General features: G+C 61.5%; 21 protein-coding genes and 1 other RNA gene. 11 read left to right on the plus strand and 11 right to left on the minus strand.

Annotation, left to right across the window (positions count from 1 at the left end; translation table 11 throughout):
• Window positions 1-153: 153 nt before the first annotated feature.
• From NH234_RS28585 to NH234_RS28615, 7 genes are all read right to left on the minus strand, one after another.
• Window positions 154-1,770: an ABC transporter permease gene (locus NH234_RS28585; RefSeq protein ID WP_367255133.1), complete on the minus strand. Its 1,617-nt coding sequence runs from the start codon at window positions 1,768-1,770 to the stop codon at window positions 154-156.
• A gap of 95 nt (window positions 1,771-1,865) precedes the next feature.
• Complete coding sequence (locus NH234_RS28590) at window positions 1,866-2,870, minus strand: extracellular solute-binding protein (RefSeq protein WP_367255136.1); 1,005 nt, start codon at window positions 2,868-2,870, stop codon at window positions 1,866-1,868.
• Between the two features lie 107 nt (window positions 2,871-2,977).
• A complete protein-coding gene (locus NH234_RS28595) occupies window positions 2,978-4,195 on the minus strand; it encodes a 2-octaprenyl-3-methyl-6-methoxy-1,4-benzoquinol hydroxylase (RefSeq protein WP_367257259.1) in 1,218 nt (405 codons plus the stop codon).
• Between the two features lie 9 nt (window positions 4,196-4,204).
• A complete protein-coding gene (locus tag NH234_RS28600; protein WP_085731479.1) occupies window positions 4,205-4,690 on the minus strand; it encodes a DUF4442 domain-containing protein in 486 nt (161 codons plus the stop codon).
• A complete protein-coding gene (gene ubiH, locus NH234_RS28605) occupies window positions 4,683-5,870 on the minus strand; it encodes a 2-octaprenyl-6-methoxyphenyl hydroxylase (protein ID WP_085731478.1) in 1,188 nt (395 codons plus the stop codon). Before ubiH ends, NH234_RS28600 begins: the two co-directional genes overlap by 8 nt.
• Window positions 5,867-7,201 carry a Xaa-Pro aminopeptidase gene (gene pepP, locus NH234_RS28610; protein WP_367255138.1) on the minus strand — a complete coding sequence of 445 codons (1,335 nt, stop codon included), beginning with the start codon at window positions 7,199-7,201 and terminating at the stop codon, window positions 5,867-5,869. Before pepP ends, ubiH begins: the two co-directional genes overlap by 4 nt.
• 27 nt (window positions 7,202-7,228) lie before the next feature.
• Window positions 7,229-7,789, minus strand: a complete 561-nt coding sequence (locus NH234_RS28615) for a YecA family protein (RefSeq protein ID WP_192552532.1) — start codon at window positions 7,787-7,789, stop codon at window positions 7,229-7,231.
• A gap of 125 nt (window positions 7,790-7,914) precedes the next feature.
• On the opposite strand from NH234_RS28615, the gene NH234_RS28620 reads away from it, so the two are divergent.
• The 4 genes from NH234_RS28620 (at window position 7,915) to NH234_RS28635 (ending at window position 9,333) form a co-directional block, all read left to right on the plus strand.
• Window positions 7,915-8,124 (plus strand): TIGR02449 family protein, encoded by a 210-nt coding sequence (locus tag NH234_RS28620; RefSeq protein ID WP_007940359.1) that lies wholly within the window; start codon window positions 7,915-7,917, stop codon window positions 8,122-8,124.
• The gene (locus NH234_RS28625; RefSeq protein ID WP_007967943.1) at window positions 8,121-8,438 is read left to right on the plus strand and encodes a cell division protein ZapA; all 318 of its coding nucleotides are present in this window, start codon (window positions 8,121-8,123) and stop codon (window positions 8,436-8,438) included. Before NH234_RS28620 ends, NH234_RS28625 begins: the two co-directional genes overlap by 4 nt.
• Window positions 8,439-8,468: 30 nt before the next feature.
• Window positions 8,469-8,647, plus strand: a non-coding RNA gene (gene ssrS, locus NH234_RS28630) — 6S RNA.
• Window positions 8,648-8,727: 80 nt separating this feature from the next.
• A complete protein-coding gene (locus tag NH234_RS28635) occupies window positions 8,728-9,333 on the plus strand; it encodes a 5-formyltetrahydrofolate cyclo-ligase (protein WP_085731475.1) in 606 nt (201 codons plus the stop codon).
• 37 nt (window positions 9,334-9,370) lie between these two features.
• Here the strand turns inward: NH234_RS28635 and NH234_RS28640 are convergent, their stop codons facing one another.
• A complete protein-coding gene (locus NH234_RS28640; RefSeq protein ID WP_007911192.1) occupies window positions 9,371-9,526 on the minus strand; it encodes a hypothetical protein in 156 nt (51 codons plus the stop codon).
• Window positions 9,527-9,723: 197 nt separating this feature from the next.
• On the opposite strand from NH234_RS28640, the gene NH234_RS28645 reads away from it, so the two are divergent.
• The 4 genes from NH234_RS28645 (at window position 9,724) to NH234_RS28660 (ending at window position 15,064) form a co-directional block, all read left to right on the plus strand.
• Window positions 9,724-10,173, plus strand: a complete 450-nt coding sequence (locus NH234_RS28645; protein ID WP_085731474.1) for an EVE domain-containing protein — start codon at window positions 9,724-9,726, stop codon at window positions 10,171-10,173.
• A gap of 90 nt (window positions 10,174-10,263) precedes the next feature.
• A complete protein-coding gene (locus tag NH234_RS28650) occupies window positions 10,264-11,229 on the plus strand; it encodes an HlyD family secretion protein (RefSeq protein ID WP_085731473.1) in 966 nt (321 codons plus the stop codon).
• Entirely contained in the window at window positions 11,226-13,946 is a 2,721-nt protein-coding gene (gene rbbA / locus NH234_RS28655; protein ID WP_367255142.1) for a ribosome-associated ATPase/putative transporter RbbA, read from the plus strand. The genes NH234_RS28650 and rbbA overlap by 4 nt, the downstream gene beginning before the upstream one ends.
• Window positions 13,946-15,064 carry an ABC transporter permease gene (locus NH234_RS28660; protein WP_085731471.1) on the plus strand — a complete coding sequence of 373 codons (1,119 nt, stop codon included), beginning with the start codon at window positions 13,946-13,948 and terminating at the stop codon, window positions 15,062-15,064. Before rbbA ends, NH234_RS28660 begins: the two co-directional genes overlap by 1 nt.
• A 16-nt stretch (window positions 15,065-15,080) precedes the next feature.
• Here NH234_RS28660 and NH234_RS28665 read toward each other — a convergent pair whose 3' ends face one another.
• Complete coding sequence (locus NH234_RS28665) at window positions 15,081-15,488, minus strand: flagellar basal body-associated protein FliL (protein ID WP_065259922.1); 408 nt, start codon at window positions 15,486-15,488, stop codon at window positions 15,081-15,083.
• A gap of 150 nt (window positions 15,489-15,638) precedes the next feature.
• Between NH234_RS28665 and NH234_RS28670 the strand changes: the two genes are divergently transcribed.
• The gene (locus tag NH234_RS28670) at window positions 15,639-16,616 is read left to right on the plus strand and encodes an NADPH:quinone oxidoreductase family protein (RefSeq protein ID WP_085731470.1); all 978 of its coding nucleotides are present in this window, start codon (window positions 15,639-15,641) and stop codon (window positions 16,614-16,616) included.
• Window positions 16,617-16,631: 15 nt separating this feature from the next.
• Here NH234_RS28670 and NH234_RS28675 read toward each other — a convergent pair whose 3' ends face one another.
• A complete protein-coding gene (locus NH234_RS28675) occupies window positions 16,632-17,264 on the minus strand; it encodes a flagellar basal body-associated protein FliL (protein ID WP_367255144.1) in 633 nt (210 codons plus the stop codon).
• A gap of 225 nt (window positions 17,265-17,489) precedes the next feature.
• Between NH234_RS28675 and glpT the strand changes: the two genes are divergently transcribed.
• Window positions 17,490-18,839, plus strand: a complete 1,350-nt coding sequence (gene glpT, locus NH234_RS28680; RefSeq protein WP_085731468.1) for a glycerol-3-phosphate transporter — start codon at window positions 17,490-17,492, stop codon at window positions 18,837-18,839.
• On the opposite strand, the gene NH234_RS28685 is transcribed toward glpT, so the two are convergent.
• On the minus strand, window positions 18,815-19,483 hold the full coding sequence (locus NH234_RS28685) for a gamma-glutamylcyclotransferase (protein WP_085708964.1): 669 nt from the start codon (window positions 19,481-19,483) through the stop codon (window positions 18,815-18,817). The two genes, glpT and NH234_RS28685, sit on opposite strands and share 25 nt — an antisense overlap.
• Window positions 19,484-19,836: 353 nt before the next feature.
• Here NH234_RS28685 and NH234_RS28690 point away from each other — a divergent pair, with 353 nt between their 5' ends.
• Window positions 19,837-20,313 carry a sn-glycerol-3-phosphate transporter gene (locus NH234_RS28690; protein ID WP_367255146.1) on the plus strand — a complete coding sequence of 159 codons (477 nt, stop codon included), beginning with the start codon at window positions 19,837-19,839 and terminating at the stop codon, window positions 20,311-20,313.
• Window positions 20,314-20,345: the final 32 nt, after the last annotated feature.

Below are 20,345 nucleotides of genomic sequence, written 5' to 3' on the forward strand. Positions count from 1 at the left end.
TTTCTCCTTCCGGGCGTGGCGAAGGTGCGGAGCGCTGCTGCACGGTTTGAAAGCCCCGTGGAGGAAGGCTTTCAGCCGATTTCAGCGACAGGGTCTGTCAGACGGACCGCACCGAATGCCGCGCATTGTAGCCGCATGATTCATGACTCACTACTAAGTGTTTCGATGCGCCGAGCGGCGAATAAGTCCGATGACCGGCAACAACCCGACCAGAACAAGGGTCAGCGCCGGCAACGACGCCCTTGCCCATTCGCCTTCGCTGGTCATTTCAAAAATGCGCACCGCCAGCGTGTCCCAACCAAACGGGCGCATCAGCAGGGTGGCGGGCATTTCCTTGAGCACATCGACGAACACCAGCAACGCGGCGCTGAGGGTGCCGGGCAGCAACAACGGCAGATACACTTTGAAAAACAGTCGCGGCCCACTGACACCCAGGCTACGTGCCGCTTCGGGCAAAGAAGGCCGTATACGCGCCAGACCGCTTTCCAGCGGCCCGTAGGCCACCGCCACGAAGCGCACCAGATACGCCATCAGCAACGCCGCCAGACTGCCCAGCAGCAACGGTTTGCCCGCACCGCCGAGCCAGCCTGAGAGCGGAATCACCAGTTCACGATCCAGATAACTGAACGCCAGCATGATCGACACCGCCAGCACCGAGCCCGGCAGCGCGTAGCCGAGGTTGGCCAGACTGACGCCGGAACGGATCGCCGGGGTCGGAGAAAGACGCCGGGCGAACGCCAGCAACATCGCCACGCTGACCGTGATCAACGCCGCCATGCCCCCCAGATACAGAGTGTGCAGAATCAGCCCGGCGTAGCGCTCATCCAGATCGAAACGCCCGCGCTGCCAGAACCACACCAACAGTTGCAGCACCGGGATGACAAACGCACAGGCAAACACCAGACCGCACCATCCGGTCGCCGCCCAGGCCTTGGGCCCGCGCAGGTGATACAACGCCTTGATCCGCGGCCGCTCGTTGCTCGCCCGATTGGCGCCGCGAGCGCGACGTTCGCCGTACAACACCAGCATCACCACCAGCAGCAACAGGCTGGCCAGTTGTGCGGCGCTCGACAGGCTGAAGAAGCCATACCAGGTCTTGTAGATCGCGGTGGTGAAGGTGTCGAAGTTGAACACCGAGACCGCGCCGAAATCCGCAAGGGTTTCCATCAGCGCCAGCGCCACGCCGGCGCCGATGGCCGGCCGCGCCATCGGCAGTGCCACCCGCCAGAACGCCTGCCATGGCGACTGGCCGAGCACCCGCGCCGCTTCCATCAGACCTTTGCCCTGAGCGAGAAACGCGGTGCGTGCCAGCAGGTAAACGTAGGGGTAGAACACCAGCACCAACACCAGAATCACCCCGCCGGTGGAGCGCACCCGTGGCAGGCGCAGGCCGGTTCCGAACCATTCGCGTAGCAGGGTCTGCACGGGACCTGCGAAGTCCAGCAGGCCGACGAACACGAACGCCAGCACATAGGCCGGGATCGCGAAGGGCAGCATCAGCGCCCAGTCGAGCCAGCGCCGGCCGGGGAATTCGCAGAGGCTGGTGAGCCAGGCGAGGCTCACACCCAACAGAGTCACGCCGATGCCGACACCGAGCACCAGCGTCAGGGTGTTGCCCAGCAGGCGTGGCATCTGGGTTTCCCACAGGTGCGACCAGATTTGTTGGTCGATGGTCTGCCACGACAGCAATAGAACGCTGAGGGGCAGCAGCACCAACGCGGCGATGGCGAAGACGATGGGGTACCAGCGGCGTTGGGCGGGGTGGGCCAAGGAAAGACTCTCGTTGAATGAATGTGGCCACGCATGGCGTGGGCACTTATCTTGTGACGCTGCGCATTCCGCGTGCGGCGATTCGACTCGCAGCGTCAGTTCCAACCCGCCCGATCCATCATCCGGATCGCCTCGGCCTGACGTTTGCCCGCCACTTCGACCGGCAACGTATCAGCGACAAACTGCCCCCACGCCGCCACTTCTTCCGAAGGTTTCACCGCCGGATTCGCCGGGAATTCCTGGTTCACGTCAGCGAAGATCTTCTGCGCCTCAGGTGTGGTCATCCACTCGACCAGTGCCTTGGCGGCTTCCGGGTGCGGCGCATGTCTGGTCAAACCGATGCCCGACAGATTGACGTGCACACCGCGATCCGCCTGGTTCGGCCAGAACAGTTTCACCGGCAGTTCCGGCTTCTGCTTGTGCAGGCGCCCGTAGTAGTAGGTGTTGACGATGCCGACGTCACACTGACCGGCGTTGATCGCTTCCAGCACCGCGACGTCGTCGGAGAACACGTCGGTGGACAGGTTGTTGACCCAGCCCTTGAGGATCTTCTCGGTTTTCTCGGCGCCGTGGACTTCGATCATGGTGGCGGTCAGCGACTGGTTGTAGACCTTTTTCGCCGTGCGCAGGCACAGGCGACCTTCCCAGTTTTTGTCGGCCAGCGCTTCGTAGGTGGTCAGTTCGCTCGGTTTCACGCGCTCGGTGGAGTAGGCGATGGTCCGCGCGCGCAGGCTCAGACCGGTCCAGGCGTGGCTGGACGAGCGGTATTGCAGGGGAATGTTGGCGTCGATGGTTTTCGAGGTGAACGGCTGGAGAATGCCCATCTGTTCGGCCTGCCAGAGGTTGCCGGCATCGACGGTCAGCAGCAGGTCGGCGGTGGCGTTCTCGCCCTCGGCCTTGATCCGCTGCATCAACGGCGCTTCCTTGTCGGTGATGAACTTGATCTTCACCCCGGTCTTGGCGGTGTAGGCATCGAACACCGGTTTGATCAGCTCATCGATACGCGACGAGTAAACCACCACCTCATCAGCGGCCTGGGCGGCGGTGCTGCCAATCAGGGTCAGGGCCAGTGCGGTCAGAAGACGCTTGGGTGCCAACATGGGAGTGATCTCTCGGTCGGGAAAAGTGGCCCAAATGATAAGGACTCACATTTACCAGCTCAATCGAACACTTTCCCAAGGAGTTACCAGATGTTGCGCGATATTCATCACGCCTTGGCAAGCGCCGGCAAGTCCCCGGTCAGCCCCAATGCTTCACGTACGAACAGCGCTTTGGCCTCAGGCATCTGCTCGACGATTTTCAGTCCGGTGTTGCGCAACCAGCGCAGCGGCAGCGGATCGGCCTGGAACAACCGTTCGAAGCCTTCCATCGCCGCCATCAGCGTCAGGTTGTGCGGCATGCGCCGGCGTTCGTAGCGGCTCAGCACTTTCACATCCGCCAGGCGTTCGCCGCGTTCATTGGCTTGCAGCAGTACTTCGGCGAGTACAGCGGCATCGAGGAAACCGAGGTTTACACCCTGCCCCGCCAACGGGTGAATGGTATGCGCGGCATCGCCGATCAAGGCCAGGCCCTCGGCCACATAGCGCTTGGCGTGACGCTGACGCAGCGGCACGCACAGGCGCGGATCAGCGCTGATGACATCGCCGAGGCAACCTTCGAAGGCACGCTCCAGTTCACGGCAGAAATCCGCTTCATCCAGCGCCATCAGCCGCTCGGCTTCGCTCGGCGTGGTCGACCAGACGATCGAGCACCAGTCCTGCTGACCGTCACGCTCAAGCGGCAGAAACGCCAGCGGCCCGTGATCGGTGAAACGCTGCCACGCGGTCATCCGGTGCGGTTTGCTGCTGCGCACGCTGGTGACGATGGCGTGATGCAGATAATCCCACTCGCGAGTAGCGACACCGGTCAGGCGACGCACGGCGGAATTGGCCCCGTCCGCCGCAATCACCAGCGGTGCGCGCAAAGTGCGGCCGTCGGCCAGGGTCAGCAGCCAGTCGTCACCGGAGCGGCGCATCTGCTCCAGCCGCGCATTGGCCAGCAGGCCCAGATCGCAATCGTGCAGACGGTCGAGCAAGGCATCCTGCACCACGCGGTTCTCGACAATGTGGCCGAGCACATCGGCATGCACGCTGCTGGCCGAAAAGTGAATCTGCCCGGTACCGCTGCCGTCCCAGACGTGCATGTCGGTGTAAGGGCTGCTGCGTCGGTTGACGATGCCGTCCCACACGCCGAGGCGATCAAGGATTCGCTGGCTGGCTGCCGACAACGCGCTGACTCGCGGTTCGAACGGCGCGTCGGCATTGAAGGGTTTGACACTCAGCGGGCTGCCGTCGAGCAGCAGGACTTCCAGCCCGCTGTCCTGCAACGCCAGCGCCAGGGCGCTGCCGACCATTCCGGCTCCGACAATCAGCACATCTGCGCGCATTTCCATGCTTTAAGCCTGTCTCGCTTGCGGCTTGAGCCGCACGTAAAGGGTTTTACCGACCCGCGCCACCAGGTTGCCGGCGCCGTCATGAATGTCGACCTGCAACTGCGGCAGGTATTTCTCGCCAGTGGCGGTCTGCCGACGGATCTCGTCGAGCAGGGTGTCGTCGATGTTGAACCGGGCGAACACCGGGCCTTTGCCCGGCGCAATGAAATCAATGTCGGCAGCCTTGTCCCAGACGATGTAGCGCGAGCCGAGGTTCTCCATGAGCATCAACATGAAAAACGGATCGACCATCGAATACAGACTGCCGCCGAACTGGGTGCCGACGTAATTGCGGTTGTACCAGCCCAGGCCCATCGAAACCTGAATGTCACGAAAGTCATCGCTGATGTGCTTCACCCGGACGCCGGCGCCGAAATACGGCGGGTAGAACGTCATGATCCAGCGCATCAGCCGCGCCTTGCCAAACTGTTTGATCAGCCGCTCACGCATCCGGCCGCGTCCCCAGCCCCATGGCCTGACGGGCGAACCAGCGTTTGGCCGGCGGCAGCAGATCGAGGCCGAGCAGACCGATATTGCGCCCCAGCGACACCAGCGGCTGAGTGCTGCCGAACAGGCGCGTGACCTGATCGGAGAAGCCCACGGTGAGGTCCTGATCGAGGCGCTGACGCTCGCGATAGGCCTGCAGCGTGGCGAAATCCCCCAGCGGCTTGTTACTGGCCAGCAGCGCGGCGGCCAAGGCATCGGCATCACGCAGGGACAGGTTGAAACCCTGTCCGGCAATCGGGTGCAGGCTGTGGGCGGCGTTGCCGAGCACGGCCAGATGCGATCGAACCTGCTCTTCGGCCTCCACCAGCGACAGCGGATACAGATGCCGCGCGCCGACCTGCTTCAACGTGCCGAGGCGGTAACCGAACACGCCTTGCAGCTCGCTGAGGAAATCACGATCACTCAGGTCCGCCAGACGTTGCGCGTCCATGCCCAGACGGGTCCAGACCAGCGCGCAGCGGTTTTCCGGCAGCGGCAGCAGCGCCATCGGGCCTTCATCGGTGAAGCGCTCGAAAGCCATGCCGTTGTGCGCTTCGCTCGGGGTGATGTTGGCTATCAGCGCGCTCTGGTTGTACGGGCGCTTGCGCACATTGATGCCCAGTTGCTCGCGCAGACCGGAACGGCCGCCATCGGCGAGCACCGCCAGATCGCATTCGACCGTGGTCTCATCGTTGAGGGTCAGACGATAGCCGTCCGGCAGCGGCTCCATGCGGATGACTTCCGCCGGGCAGCGCCAGCTGATCACGTCTTTGTCGAGGTGTTGCCACAGGCTATGACCGAGCCAGGCGTTTTCCACTACATAACCGAGCGCCGGTACGCCCTCTTCCATCGCCGACAGCCGGGCAGTGGAAAAACGTCCACGATCGGAGACGTGAATCTGTTTGATCGGCTCGGCGCGGCGGGAGATTTCCTGCCATACGCCCAGCCGCTGATAAATCTGCCGCGAGCCAAAGGACAGCGCCGACGAACGTGCGTCGTAGCTCGGCTGCCAGCTGTCGCCGGGGGCGAACGGTTCGATCAGCACGATCTTCCAGCCCCGGGCCTTGGCCCCGGCCTGCAAGGCCAACGCCAGACTGGCGCCGACCAGGCCGCCACCGATGATTGCCAGATTGACCCGACTCATGCTGCGCAGGTCCGTGCTTGCGCCATCAGGGCTTCGATCTCGGCGACGGTTTTCGGCACGCCGTGGGTCAAAATTTCACAACCGCTTTTGGTCACTACCACGTCGTCCTCGATGCGCACGCCAATGCCGCGCCATTTCTTCGCTACGTTCTGATTGTCCGGGGCGATGTAGATGCCCGGCTCCACGGTCAGCGCCATGCCGACTTCCAGCACCCGCCATTCGCCGCCGACCTTGTACTCGCCGACGTCATGCACATCCATGCCCAGCCAGTGGCCGGCGCGGTGCATGTAAAACGCCTTGTAGGCCTCGGAGGCGATCAACTCGTCCACTTCGCCCTGCAACAACCCCAGCTTCACCAGCCCGGTGGTGATGACCCGAACCGTGGCTTCGTGCGCCTGGTTCCAGTGTTTGTTCGGGGCGATTTCGGCGAATGCCGCTTCCTGCGAGGCCAGCACCAACTCGTAGATCGCTTTCTGTTCGGCGGAAAATTTGCCGTTGACCGGCCAGGTGCGGGTGATGTCGCTGGCGTAGCAGTCGATTTCGCAACCGGCGTCGATCAGCACCAGGTCACCGTCCTTGAGCAACGCGTCATTCTGCTGGTAATGCAGGATGCAGCTGTTGCGCCCGGCGGCGACGATCGAGCCATAGGCCGGCATCTTCGCCCCGCCCTTGCGAAACTCGTAATCGAGTTCGGCTTCGAGGCTGTACTCGTACAGCCCGGCGCGGCTGGCCTGCATCGCGCGGATGTGGGCCTGAGCGGAAATCCGCGCCGCTTCGCGCATCACCTTCACTTCTGCCGCCGATTTATACAGACGCATGTCGTGCAGCAGGTGATCCAGGGCAACGAATTCGTTCGGAGGCTGGGCGCCGAGATGCGCCTTGGAGCGGATCACGTTGATCCAGTCCATCAGGTGACGGTCGAATTCCGGGTTGCTGCCCATGGCCGAATACACCCGGTCGCGGCCCTCGATCAGGCCCGGCAGGATGTCGTCGATGTCGGTGATGGGGAAGGCATCGTCGGCGCCAAAGTCGCGAATCGCGCCTTCCTGGCCGGCGCGCAGGCCGTCCCAGAGTTCGCGCTCGGTATTGCGTTCACGGCAGAACAGCACGTATTCACCGTGTTCGCGACCTGGCATCAGGACGATGACCGCCTGTGGCTCGGGGAAACCGCTGAGGTACTGGAAGTCGCTGTCCTGGCGGTAGACGTGCTCGACATCACGGTTGCGGATGGCAACTGCGGCGGCGGGCAGGATGGCAATGCTGTTGGGTTCCATCTGCGCCATGAGTGCCTTGCGGCGACGGGCGTATTCCGCTTTCTGGATATGGATCATGGGCAGATGGCTTTCCCTGGCACGCGATCAGTGCAGCGACGGCTTGGCGGCTGGCGGCACGTCGGCTTTCTTGGTTTCGGAGAACAGCAGCAGCGGCGCTACACGCAGGTACTCCATGACTTCCATGTAGTCGCTTTCGCCATCTTCGGATTCTTCCAGTGCATCTTGCACCTGGGAGATCGCTGCCAGATCCTGCAACACCTCGGTGGCCTCGGTGCTCAGCATGCTGCTGTCGCGGCAGTTCAGTCCGAAACCGGTGAGGAAGCCCTGGCACCACTGGCCCAGTGCGGCGGCGCGATCGGCCAGCGGCACGTCATCGGTCGGCAACAGCAGCACGACGGTCACATCGTCGCCCGTGAGCTCGCCCTTGACCATTTCCTGCAGGCCGATGAGCGCGTTGCGGACGTTGTCCTGCGGCTCGCTTTCGAGCAGCTCGGCGGCGTCGATCAGCCATTCTTCGGCATTGAAGCCGGCACCGGCGCAGCTGCGGCCGAGCAGCAGGCCATGCAGTTCGGCAGGCGAGACGTTGTGACCGCTGGCAGTCAGCAGGGTGGCGAAGGCTTGGTACGGGGAATTCTGAATGGGCATGGGCAGCTAGGCGCCAGACGGCGCTATGTCTAGAATGAAGGCCTTGTATCCTACATCGACAGACTCGCCAAGACCATTAAAGGCTGTCCCCCAGCCAAACCCATCAGACCGAATCAGTGGACACAATGGAAGACACCGACCTGCAAGCGCTGATGGCCAGACTCGAACTGCTGATTACTCGGGTCGAGCAACTAAAGAGTCAAAACGCACTCTTACTAGCTCAGGAAAAGACCTGGCGCGAGGAACGCGCGCACCTCATTGAAAAAAACGAAATCGCCCGGCGTAAGGTCGAGTCGATGATTTCGCGCCTCAAGGCCCTGGAGCAAGACTCATGAGTTCAAGCAATAGCGTTACCGTGCAGATCCTCGACAAAGAATATTCGATCATCTGTCCCCAGGAAGAACGCAGCAATCTGGTCAGTGCCGCGCGTTACCTGGACGGCAAGATGCGCGAGATCCGCAGCAGCGGCAAAGTCATCGGCGCTGACCGCATCGCCGTGATGGCCGCCCTGAACATCACCCACGATCTCTTGCACAAAGAAGAGCGCCCGGACATCCAGGCCAGCGGCTCGACCCGTGAACAGGTGCGCGACTTGCTCGATCGTGTCGATCTGGTGCTGGCCGACGATCCGGACATCAGCAAGGGCTGATTCGCCAGGCCGCTTGAGGTATACTCGCCGCACTCCCTGGGGTGCTTGCCAGTTGACGATGTCCCTGAGCCGATTTGCACTACCCTGGGGGTTGCACGTTGGGCTGGTGTGCATGTCCGCCAGACGGAAAGCCTTAAAGCCTACTGCATCCTCCACCTTGAACTCTCGGGTTCAAGGGCTAAGTCGACAGCGGCTCATCCGGGGAGCCTGATTCGAATCCGATGCCGGTGCATGCCGGCATCGGATTTTTTATGCGTACGTTTTCGTCCCACCCTGCCGAAGCCGAACCATGACCGAACCCGCGCTGCTGCCCCGTCCCCAACTGCGCCGCCTGCTGCGCAAGGCCCGCCGCTCCCTGACGCCAAGTCAGCAACGCGCGGCCGCCGAAGGTCTGTACAAACAACTGGCGCAGGACCCGCAATTTCGCCGGGCGAAACACATTTCCCTGTACCTGCCCACCGACGGTGAAATCGACCCGCGCCTGTTGCTGCGTGCCGCCCAGCGTCGCGGCAAGAAAACCTATCTGCCGGTGCTGAGCGCCTGGCCGCGGACCAAAATGGTCTTTCAGCAGATCCGCCCCGGCGAAAAGCTGCGGCCCAACCGTTTCCGTATTCTCGAGCCTCGGGTCAATACGGCCCGTCAGCGCAAGATCTGGGCACTGGATCTGGTGTTGTTGCCATTGGTAGGGTTTGACGATGTCGGCGGACGACTGGGGATGGGCGGCGGATTCTACGACCGCAGCCTCGCGTACCTGGCCCGACGCCAGAACTGGCGCAAGCCGACGCTGTTGGGGCTGGCCCATGAATGTCAGAAAGTGGAACGACTGGCGCAAGCCAGCTGGGATGTACCGTTGCAGGGAACGGTGACCGACAAGGCGTGGTATTTCGCAGGGTAGACGCCGCGAGGGTGTCAGCGGCGTCGGGAAGACGGGATCAGCGTTTGAACGCAGTCGACTGCTGTACTTGTTGCGCCACTTCAATCGGAGCATCGGCCTTGTTGGCCCACAGACTTTGCGCATAACCGGTGGTCACGACGCCAAGGCCGAACAAAATCACCAAAGTCCACAGCAAATCCGGTTTGCGTTTCATCGATTGCCCCCCTCAAGGCACATCATCACGATGACAGCAGCGGTTTCCATTCGTAGGCCGTGCAGCAGCGTCAAGCTTTAAAGGCCGGCATTTTGCGACAACGTGAACCTCTGCGCAAATGCTGGCGTCAACCGACTGTCGGTTTGTCATAAAATTGCCCGACAACCTGCCCAATGACCGTTTCAGGAGCAACCACCATGGCCTACTGGCTGATGAAATCCGAGCCCGACGAACTCTCGATCAAGGGTCTGGAAAAACTCGGCAAGGCGCGCTGGGACGGGGTGCGCAACTATCAGGCGCGCAATTTCCTGCGGGCCATGGCGGTGGGGGATGAGTTCTTTTTCTATCATTCCAGCTGCCCGGAGCCGGGGATTGCCGGGATCGGCAAGATTATCGAAGCCGCGTACCCGGATCCCACCGCACTGGAGCCTGAAAGTCATTACTTCGACCCGAAGGCCACACCGGAGAAGAATGCCTGGAGCGCAATCGACGTCGCCCACGTCGAAACGTTTGCCCGGGTGTTGAAGCTGGACTATCTGAAGCAGCAGAGCGCACTGGCCGAAATGCCGCTGGTACAGAAAGGTTCACGACTGTCGGTGATGCCGGTGACAGCCGAACAGTGGGCGGCGGTACTCGGCTTGCGTTGAAACGGCCCCGTCTGCCGCTCATTTGATTGATATCAAGCGCTACCATCGCTTGAACCGTCAAACTGGACGCCACAGTCGCAGGATGCCTCCATGTCAGCGCACAGCCGCTCCTCTCTTTTTTTTGCCGGATCTCTCATCGTATTGCTGGTGGCCGCCGGTGGTTTCGGTTACTGGGCGTCCATGAGCAGCCGTCTGCCCGAAGGCCTGTCCTCCGGCAACGGGCGCCTGGAAGCCACGGAAGTGCAGATCGCCAGCAAGACACCCGGGCGTCTGGCCGAGGTGCTGGTCGATGAAGGCGACAAGGTCGGCAAAGGGCAATTGCTTGCCCGAATGGATACCCGAACCCTCGAGGCCCAGCGCAATCAGGCCGAAGCCGAGGTCATACGTGCCCGTGAAAATCTGGCAGCCGCCCAGGCCAACGTGCAGTTGCGCCTGAGCGAGCAACTGCTGGCCCAGCAAGAGCTCGGCCGCTCACAGTCGTTGTTCAAGCATGGTTTCGTCAGCGCACAGGTCATCGATCAGTTGCAGTCACGCATCGGCACGGGCAACGCCGCCGTAGCGGCGGCCCGGGCGCAGGTCGCCGCTGTCAGCGCCGCCATCGGTGCCGCACAGGCCCAGGTGGCGCAATTGGCCAGTGAAATTGATGACAGCAGTTTGCGTGCGCCGATCGACGGCGTGATCCAGCTACGCATGGCCGAGCCCGGTGAAGTGTTGGGTGCCGGGGGGCGAGTCTTGCTGATGATCGATCCCACTGACCAGTACATGAACCTGTACCTTCCGGCCTCCGTCGCCGGACGCCTGGCGGTGGGCGATGACGCTCGGATCCTGCTGGATGCCCTGCCCGACCGGTCGTTACCGGCGAAAGTCAGTTTCGTGGCGGCCAAATCGCAATTTACCCCCAAAGAGGTCGAGACCCGCGATGAGCGACAGAAACTGGTCTTTCGCGTCAAGCTGCGCCTGACTGAGCCTGGCAACGTACCGCAGGCCAAGCCTGGCATGCCCGGCGTCGGCTACGTGCGCACGGCGCCGATCGGTTGGCCGGCCAATTTGCAATGAACGGCATCGCGGTTCGAGCGAGCGCCATTGCGCACCGCTATGGCCAGCGGCAAGCCCTGGATGCAATCGCGTTCGATCTGCCGGCGGGCACCCGGTGCGGTTTGATCGGCCCTGACGGCGCGGGCAAGTCCAGCCTGCTGGGCCTGATCGCCGGGGTAAAAGCCCTTCAGCAGGGACAACTGGAAGTCCTTGGCGGCCCGATTCAGGATCGCGCCCATCGCAACACGTTGTACGCGCGCATCGCCTTCATGCCGCAAGGGCTGGGTGGCAACCTGTACCCGGAACTGTCGATCCGCGAAAACGTGCAGTTTTTTTCCACACTGTTCGGCTTGTCTGCCAACGAAAGCGAACAGCGGCTGCACAACCTGCTGCTCGCCACGGACCTGTTGAGGTTTGCTGATCGCCCGGCCGGCAAACTGTCCGGCGGCATGAAACAGAAACTGGGGCTGTGTTGCGCGTTGATCCATGAGCCGGATCTGCTGATCCTTGACGAGCCCACCACGGGTGTCGACCCACTCTCTCGGCGGCGCTTCTGGGAGCTGATCGACGACGTGCGACGCCAGCGGCCGCAACTGACCTTGCTGGTCGCCACGGCGTATATGGAAGAAGCCGAACAATTCGAACATTGTCTGATGCTCGATGGCGGCCGGATGATTGCTTCGGGATCAAGCCGCGAGCTGGCAGCGGCCACTCCCAGCGGCAAACTCGATGATGCCTTCACTCACTTTCAGGGCGACAGCCGTCGCGACCTGCAACCGCTGCAGATCCCGCCGCGTACCACCAACACCGATATCGCCATCGAAGCCCACGAGCTGACGTTGCGTTTCGGCGACTTTACTGCAGTGGATCACGTCAGCTTCGCCATCGGACGCGGTGAAATTTTCGGATTTCTCGGCTCCAACGGCTGCGGCAAGACCACCACCATGAAAGTCTTGACCGGGCTGATGCCAGCCAGTGAGGGCAGCGCAACGCTGCTGGGCAACCCGGTGGATGCAAGGGATCTGGCCACGCGCAAGCGGGTCGGCTTCATGTCCCAGAGCTTTTCGCTGTATGGCGAGCTCAGCGTCCGGCAGAACCTTGATCTGCACGCACGCCTGTTCGATCTGCCCAAGGCCGAGAGCGCCCCGCGCATCGATGCCTTGATTCAGCGCTTCGATCTGCACGGCGTCGCCGATCAGCCGTCAGGCGCCTTGCCCCTGGGACTGCGCCAACGCCTGTCATTGGCCGTCGCTGTCCTGCATCGTCCGGAAGTATTGATACTGGATGAGCCAACTTCCGGCGTCGATCCGGCAGCACGGGACGATTTCTGGCGACTGTTGATCGAACTGTCCCGTGATCAGGGCGTGACCATTTTTCTCTCCACCCATTTCATGAACGAAGCACAGCGATGCGACCGCATCTCCCTGATGCATGCGGGCCGGGTCCTGGCCTGTGACGCGCCGGCCGCCCTGCAGCAGCAATTCAATGGCGAATCCCTTGAGGCTGCGTTCGTGACTTGTCTCGAACAGGCCCAGGGCAACACCGAGGCGCCACCGGCAGCCGAACCACCGCCGGCCGCGATGGCCCCGGCCATGTCCGTCACTGAACACGGTTTCAGCTTCGGGCGTCTGACAGCGGTGGCCAGCCGTGAAGGCAAGGAATTGCTGCGCGACAAAGTGCGCTTGGCGTTCGCTCTTCTGGGCGCCATTTTCATGATGGTGATTTTTGGCTACGGGATTTCCCTCGACGTGGAAAATCTTGCCTTTGCCGTGTACGACCAGGATCAGACCCCCCAAAGCCGTGCCTACCTGGAGGCCTTTCGCGGCTCGCGCTACTTCGCCGAACAGCCGGCCATTGAAGACGCGCAGGCCTTGCACCGACGCCTGCAACGTTCGGAAATCAAACTGGCGCTGGAGATCCCGCCCGGTTTCGGCCGCGACCTGTACGCCGGGCGCCGGCCGGCGGTGGCGGCGTGGCTGGATGGCGGCATGCCGTTTCGCGCGGAAACCAGTCGCAACTATGTCGAAGCCGTCCATCAGGCCAATCTCGAGCAACTCGCCGAACAGAGCAGCCCCGCGCTCAACCGCCAGGCTGCCGCCAGCCTGGAAACCCGTTTTCGTTATAACCAGGACGTGGTCAGCGTCAACGCGATCGGCCCAGGCGTGATGGCGCTGATCCTGGCGTTCATTCCGGCGATGCTGACGGCCCTCGGCATCGTGCGTGAGAAAGAGCTGGGGTCGATCACCAATTTCTACGCCACGCCCTTGACGCGTCTGGAGTTTTTGCTGGGCAAGCAGATGCCTTATCTGCTGGTCAGCCTGGTCAACCTGGCCGTCCTGGTGGCCATGAATCGCTGGCTGTTCGGCGTACCGTTCAAGGGCAGCGGGCTGACCCTCGCTTTCGGCGGGCTGCTGTATGTACTGGCCACCACCAGCATGGGGCTGCTGATCTCTGCGTTCACCCGAACGCAGATCGCGGCAATTCTCGGCACCATGATCATCACCAGCCTGCCGACCATCCAGTTCTCCGGTCTGATCGTGCCGCGCTCGTCACTGGAGGGTGCCGCTGCCGTGATGGGCACGCTGTTCCCGGCCGGCCACTTCCTCGACATCGCAGTAGGAACGTTCACCAAAGCGCTGGATCTGCGACAGCTCTGGCCGCAATGCCTGGCGCTGTCCGGCTTCTTTATCGCGTTCACCGGATTGAGCCTGGTCATGTTGAAAAAGCAGGAGGCCTGATGCACAAGTTCGCGCATATCCTGCGATTGGGACTCAAGGAACTGACGAGTCTGCGGCATGACAGCGTGTTGCTGCTGTTCCTGTTCTACGCCTTTACCGTGGCCATCTACATGCCGGCCGCCGGATCGGTAATCGGTGTGCATAACGCCAGCGTGGCGATTGTCGACGAGGACCATAGCGCCCTCTCCCGACAATTGGCCCAGGCGCTGCAACCTCCGGAGTTCCAGTCTCCCGTCCCGCTGCGCTACGAACGACTGGATGAAGTCATGGACAGTGGCCAGTACACGTTCGTCATCAATATCCCGGCTCGCTTCCAGACCGACCTGCTCGCGGGCCGTCACCCGGCCGTGCAAGTCAATGTCGATGCCACCGCCATGAGCCAGGCGTTCATGGGCGCCGGCTACATCGGCCGGATATTCCAGCGCGAGCTGTTGGCTTATGCCGGCCAGGGCAATGCGCAGGCCTATGCCCCGGTGCAACTGACGACCCGTGCCCTGTTCAATACCAACCTGGAGGGGGGCTGGTTCCTGGCCGTGATCCAGATCGTCAACAACATCACCATTCTGGCGATCATCCTGACCGGCACAGCACTGCTGCGGGAACGCGAACATGGCACCCTCGACCATTTGCTGGTGCTGCCGCTGACCGCGCTGGAAATCATGCTGGCGAAAATCTGGAGCAATCTGCTGGTGGTGGTGCTATGCACCTGGCTGTCGCTGGAGGTGATCGTCAAAGGCGCACTCGGCGTGCCGCTGTCCGGCTCGCTGAGCCTGTTTTTGCTGGTCACGGCGGTCTATCTGTTCGCCAGCACCGCGCTAGGTATTTTCCTGGCAACGCTGGCGCGTTCGACACCGCAGTTCGGCCTGCTGGCCATCCCGGTGATTATCCCGATGTTGCTGCTGTCGGGCGGGAGTACGCCGCTGGATAGCATGCCGCAATGGCTGCAATGGGTCATGCAGGGATCGCCTTCCACCCATTTCGTCAGCCTCGGCGCCGCGATTCTGTTCCGCGACGCCGGGCTGAGTGTGGTCTGGCCAGACTTGCTGGCCCTGACCGTCATCGGATTACTGTTCTTCTTCATCGCCCTGGCGCGCTTTCGCAGAAGCCTGGCGTCCTGAACCGCAGCCGCGATGCTTACTGAATGATCAGATTGTTGAACAACAGATCTTCAACCACCGGTTTGCCGGTCTCGTCATTCATCACTTGCTGGGTCTGCTTCAAGGCTTCCTGACGCAGTTTTTCCTTGCCTTCGATGCTGCCCATCGCATCGGTGGTCTGCTGGGTGAACAGCGCCACCAGTTGATTGCGGATCAGCGGCTCGTTGGCCTTGACCAGCTTGGTCGCCTCGTCACCCGTCACTCGCAACGCCACGTCGGCCTTGTAGACCTTGAGCTTCGGCGTACCGTCCAGCCCGTAGTTGCCCACGAACGGCGGGCTCAGGGTGATGTAGTTGACCTTCGGCGCCTCGCCTTCTTTGGCTTCTTCGGCCAGCGCTGCCACAGGCAGAGACAGGGCCAGCAACAACATGATCCACGCTTTCACAATTCGCTCCTTATCCGGTTTGCGGCCTAGCATAACGACCCGCCGCGCAAGCACAAGCTTATGGCGGACTATCAGGGCCGGGCATGCTCGTTGACCCGTTGACTGCCACACCTACACTTATCGGCCATCACTCCCAAAGGAATAGCCCTGATGAAAGCCGTGCTGTGCAAAGCCTTCGGTCCTGCCGAATCGCTGGTGCTGGAAGACGTCGCCAGTCCTGTCGCGAAGAAGAATGAAATCCTGCTGGACGTGCACGCCGCCGGGGTCAACTTCCCGGACACGCTGATCATCGAGGGCAAGTACCAGTTCAAGCCGCCCTTCCCGTTTTCCCCGGGTGGCGAAGCCGCCGGCGTGGTCAGCGCGGTAGGTGAAAAGGTCGTCCACTTGAAAGTCGGCGACCGGGTCATGGCCCTGACCGGCTGGGGCAGCTTCGCCGAGCAGGTGGCAGTGCCGGGCTACAACGTGCTGCCGATCCCGCCATCGATGGATTTCAACACCGCCGCCGCGTTCAGCATGACCTATGGCACTTCGATGCACGCGCTCAGGCAGCGCGGCAACCTGCAACCGGGGGAAACTCTGTTGGTGCTTGGCGCCTCCGGCGGTGTCGGCCTGGCTGCCGTGGAAATCGGCAAAGCCATGGGCGCCCGGGTGATTGCCGCCGCCAGCAGCGCCGAAAAACTCGCCGTGGCCAAGGCTGCCGGTGCGGACGAACTGATCAACTACAGCGAAACCAGCCTCAAGGACGAAATCAAACGCCTGACCGACGGCCAGGGTGCCGACGTGATCTACGACCCGGTCGGCGGCGATCTGTTCGACCAGGCCATCCGCGCCATCGCCTGGAACGGCCGCCTGCTGGTGGTCGGTTTCGCCAGCGGACGCATCCCCGAACTGCCGGTCAACCTCGCCCTGCTCAAGGGCGCGGCCGTGCTCGGCGTGTTCTGGGGCTCCTTCGCCCAGCGCCAGCCGCAGGACAACGCAGCGAACTTCCGGCAACTGTTCGGCTGGTTCGCCGAAGGCAAGCTGAAGCCGCTGGTGTCGCAGGTCTATCCGCTGAGTGAGGCGGCACAGGCGATCAATGATCTTGGGCAGCGCAAGGCGGTGGGCAAGGTTGTGGTGAAGGTGCGCTGAAGCACCTCGGAGCCGTCATTTGTTGCCGGGAGAGTCCTCAGCATCGCCCGGCAACAGGTGCTCCTGAACCTTCCGGCTGCTGGCCTTGATAAGGTGGCCCTCTTCATCGAATCGCAGAACGATCAGCCAATCGTAGACTTCGTCCGGCCATTTTTTCTGGCCCATCAGGGCCGTGCTGTCGCCACCGAACGCTTGAATCAGGTGGTTGATATGGCCGTGATGCCAGGCAATCAGGATCGTCGGCGCCTGATTGCTCTTGCGCAGCAGCTTGACCAGTTCGTGGGCATCGTTATTGATGTAAGGCTGTTCGACAGTCAGGCCCAGGCGTTCGGCCAGCGGGGTCAACGTCAGGCGTGAGCGGGAACTCACCGGGCTATCCCCTGCGGCAATCAGTCGTTCCGGGGTCAGTGTCTGGCCATCCAGTTTCAACGGATTGAAATAGTCGACATAGGCGCGAGCCCTTTCTTCGCCCCGGGCATTGAGTACAGCTCCCTCAGTGGGCTTTTCCGCATGGCGGATGATCAGCACGGTTGCATTACGCAAACCGGACTGGGCCGGATGATCGGCGTAAATCAATGTCAGCACCGCAACGGCAATGACCGTCGCCGCCAATAATCGGCGCATCAGCATGCGAACCTTCAAAGCCATCATTCATCTCTGTTGATCAGTCGGTCGACGGATCGCGAGTCTAAGCCAACCCATGTTCACAAGTGGTGAAAACGCCCTGTTCTTACAGCAGAGCGACAGGTTCGTAAAAGAACGTGCGACTTCCAACATTTTCCGCTGTTTTGCCGATGCGAACCGGTGCTATTTTCGGTAACGAAACTGTAACATTCGCATCCGCAGTCAAAACAAGAAATCTGGAGCTCTTGAATGTTTGCTTTCTTTCGACCTGCCGCACATCAGGCTCCATTGCCTGAAGAAAAAATAGACAGTACCTACCGACGCCTGCGCTGGCAGATCTTCGCCGGTATCTTCTTTGGCTACGCGGGTTACTACCTGCTGCGCAAAAACTTCTCCCTGGCCATGCCGTACCTGATCGACGAGGGTTACACCCGCGGCGAACTGGGTCTGGCGATGTCGGCCATCGCAATCGCCTACGGTCTGTCCAAGTTCCTCATGGGCCTGGTCTCCGACCGTTCCAACCCGCGCTACTTCCTGCCCTTCGGCCTGCTGGTCTCGGCGGGGGTGATGTTCATTTTCGGTTTCGCGCCCTGGGCAACGTCCAGCGTGACCATGATGTTCATCCTGCTGTTCATCAACGGCTGGGCCCAGGGCATGGGCTGGCCGCCGAGCGGACGGACCATGGTGCACTGGTGGTCGCAGAAGGAGCGCGGTGGCGTGGTGTCCGTGTGGAACGTGGCGCACAACGTCGGCGGTGGTCTGATCGGCCCGCTGTTCCTGATCGGCATGGGCCTGTTCAACGACTGGCACGCAGCGTTCTATGTACCGGCGGCGGTAGCCCTGGCGGTGGCGGCATTTGCCTTCATCACCATGCGCGACACCCCGCAATCGGTTGGCCTGCCGCCGATCGAGAAGTACAAGAACGACTACCCGGAAGGCTACGATGCCAGCCACGAAGACGAATTCAGCGCCAAGGAAATCTTCGTCAAATACGTGCTGCGCAACAAAATGCTCTGGTACATCGCCATGGCCAACGTGTTCGTCTACCTGCTGCGCTACGGTGTACTGGACTGGGCGCCGACCTACCTCAAGGAAGCCAAACACTTCGACGTCGACAAGACTTCGTGGGCGTACTTCTTTTATGAGTGGGCGGGTATTCCGGGCACGCTGCTGTGCGGCTGGATGTCGGACAAGATCTTCCGTGGCAACCGTGGCCTGACCGGCATGGTGTTCATGACCCTGGTGACCGTCGCAACCCTGGTTTACTGGCTGAACCCGGCCGGCAACCCGACGGTCGACATGATCGCGCTGTTCTCGATCGGCTTCCTGATCTACGGCCCGGTGATGCTGATCGGCCTGCAGGCACTGGAGCTGGCGCCGAAGAAAGCCGCCGGTACTGCGGCGGGCTTCACCGGCCTGTTCGGTTATCTGGGTGGCTCGGTCGCAGCCAGTGCAGCGATGGGCTACACCGTGGACCACTTCGGTTGGGATGGCGGTTTCGTGCTGCTGGTGGGCGCTTGCCTGCTGTCGATGGCCTTCCTGGCCCCGACCCTGTGGCACAAGCAAGTCGCCAGTCAGAGCCGCGAAGCAGTCGCCTGATCGGCTTTTGACTTACAGCGCTTGAGCCGCGCCTCCAGATTCCGGTCTGGCATGGCGTGGCTGCGCAGGGCGTGAGCGGTCTGCTCGACATAATCGCGAGTCGTGCCGTAACGCCCGCAAGCGCTTTCGAACACCTGGCTCAGCACGTGATCCGGCAGATTGCCGGCATAGCTGGGCAGGTGTCGCTCCAAGACAAATCCCAATGCCTGTACCTGGCTGCCATCTTCGAGACGGCAGTTGAGCCAGTGTGGCCGATAGGACGGGAACGGCATCTCGCGTTTCCACAGCGCATACAGCGCACTGTCGAGGTTGTCTTCCGGCAACCGATAGGCAAAGCCGCTGCACGAACCGCCGCGATCCAGACCGAAAACCAGCCCCGGCATTTCCGGCGTGCCGCGATGTTCGTGTGACCACAGGTACAGACCGCGATGGTAGCCATGCACCCGTCCGCGCACACGCTCTACCGCTGAACACTCCGGACGCCAGATCAATGAACCGTACGCGAACAACCACACCGGCCCGCCCTTGTGGCGCGCCATGGTCGATTGCATGGAAGCGAGAAGTTGTTCGTGAGTCAGCTGCGGCCCCAGGTCGAGCCGCGGAGGATAAGCCAGATTCAGAAAAGCAGATTCTATGGCTGTCATGACGGAAGTATTCGGCCCCGCAAGTATTACAAGATGTAAGCACTATTCGCTTGATAGAACATATAGCAGTAACTGTAAAACGAAAAGTGCTAAAGGATGTATGACACCTTCAATAGCGCTAATTCGGGGTTATCCGCGATGGCTATCTTGTTTGATATAGCCTAATACCATTGCGCAGATATCTTAAATACCCGAATGAAATATGCATAAGCCTTCGCTCGTTCAGGTTTCGTTCATGAAGTCCCGGGATTTTTCCTACTAAAATTTCGGACTTTCCATATTTACCGTCGCTGAACGCCTACGTACAACGGCTTTCCTCTGGCGCAAGCCACCCGTTCAACCGAGGCTGCACGATGAACACACCAAGGCTTTTGGCCGCACTTTTATTGATTCAGACCGGCCTGGCACTGGCCGCAGATGACTCGCAAGAGGACAAGGGTTTCTGGTACGCACAAACCAGTGTCTATACCAAACATTACTCACCCGACCCCGAACACAATAATCATCAGGATTTGATCGGCATTGAACGCAATCAGGCTTCCGGCTGGGTATTTGGCGGGGCAACTTTCCGTAACTCGTTCAGTCAGCGCTCCAATTACGCCTATGCCGGCAAACGCTTCGAGAGCGCCGATTATCCGGTGTATGTGAAACTCACGGGCGGGTTGCTGCAGGGCTATCGGGGTGACTACAAGGACAAGATCCCACTCAATCACTTCGGCGTTGCACCGGTGATCATTCCCTCGGTCGGCACCCATTATGGCCCGCTGGGCGCCGAGCTGGTTTTTCTCGGCGCCAACGCGGCCATGGTGACGACGGGCGTGCGGTTCTAGGAAGGCTAAGCCGAGGGCTCAATCGCGCGGCT

It is taken from the genome of Pseudomonas sp. stari2, assembly GCF_040760005.1.
GTDB lineage: Bacteria > Pseudomonadota > Gammaproteobacteria > Pseudomonadales > Pseudomonadaceae > Aquipseudomonas.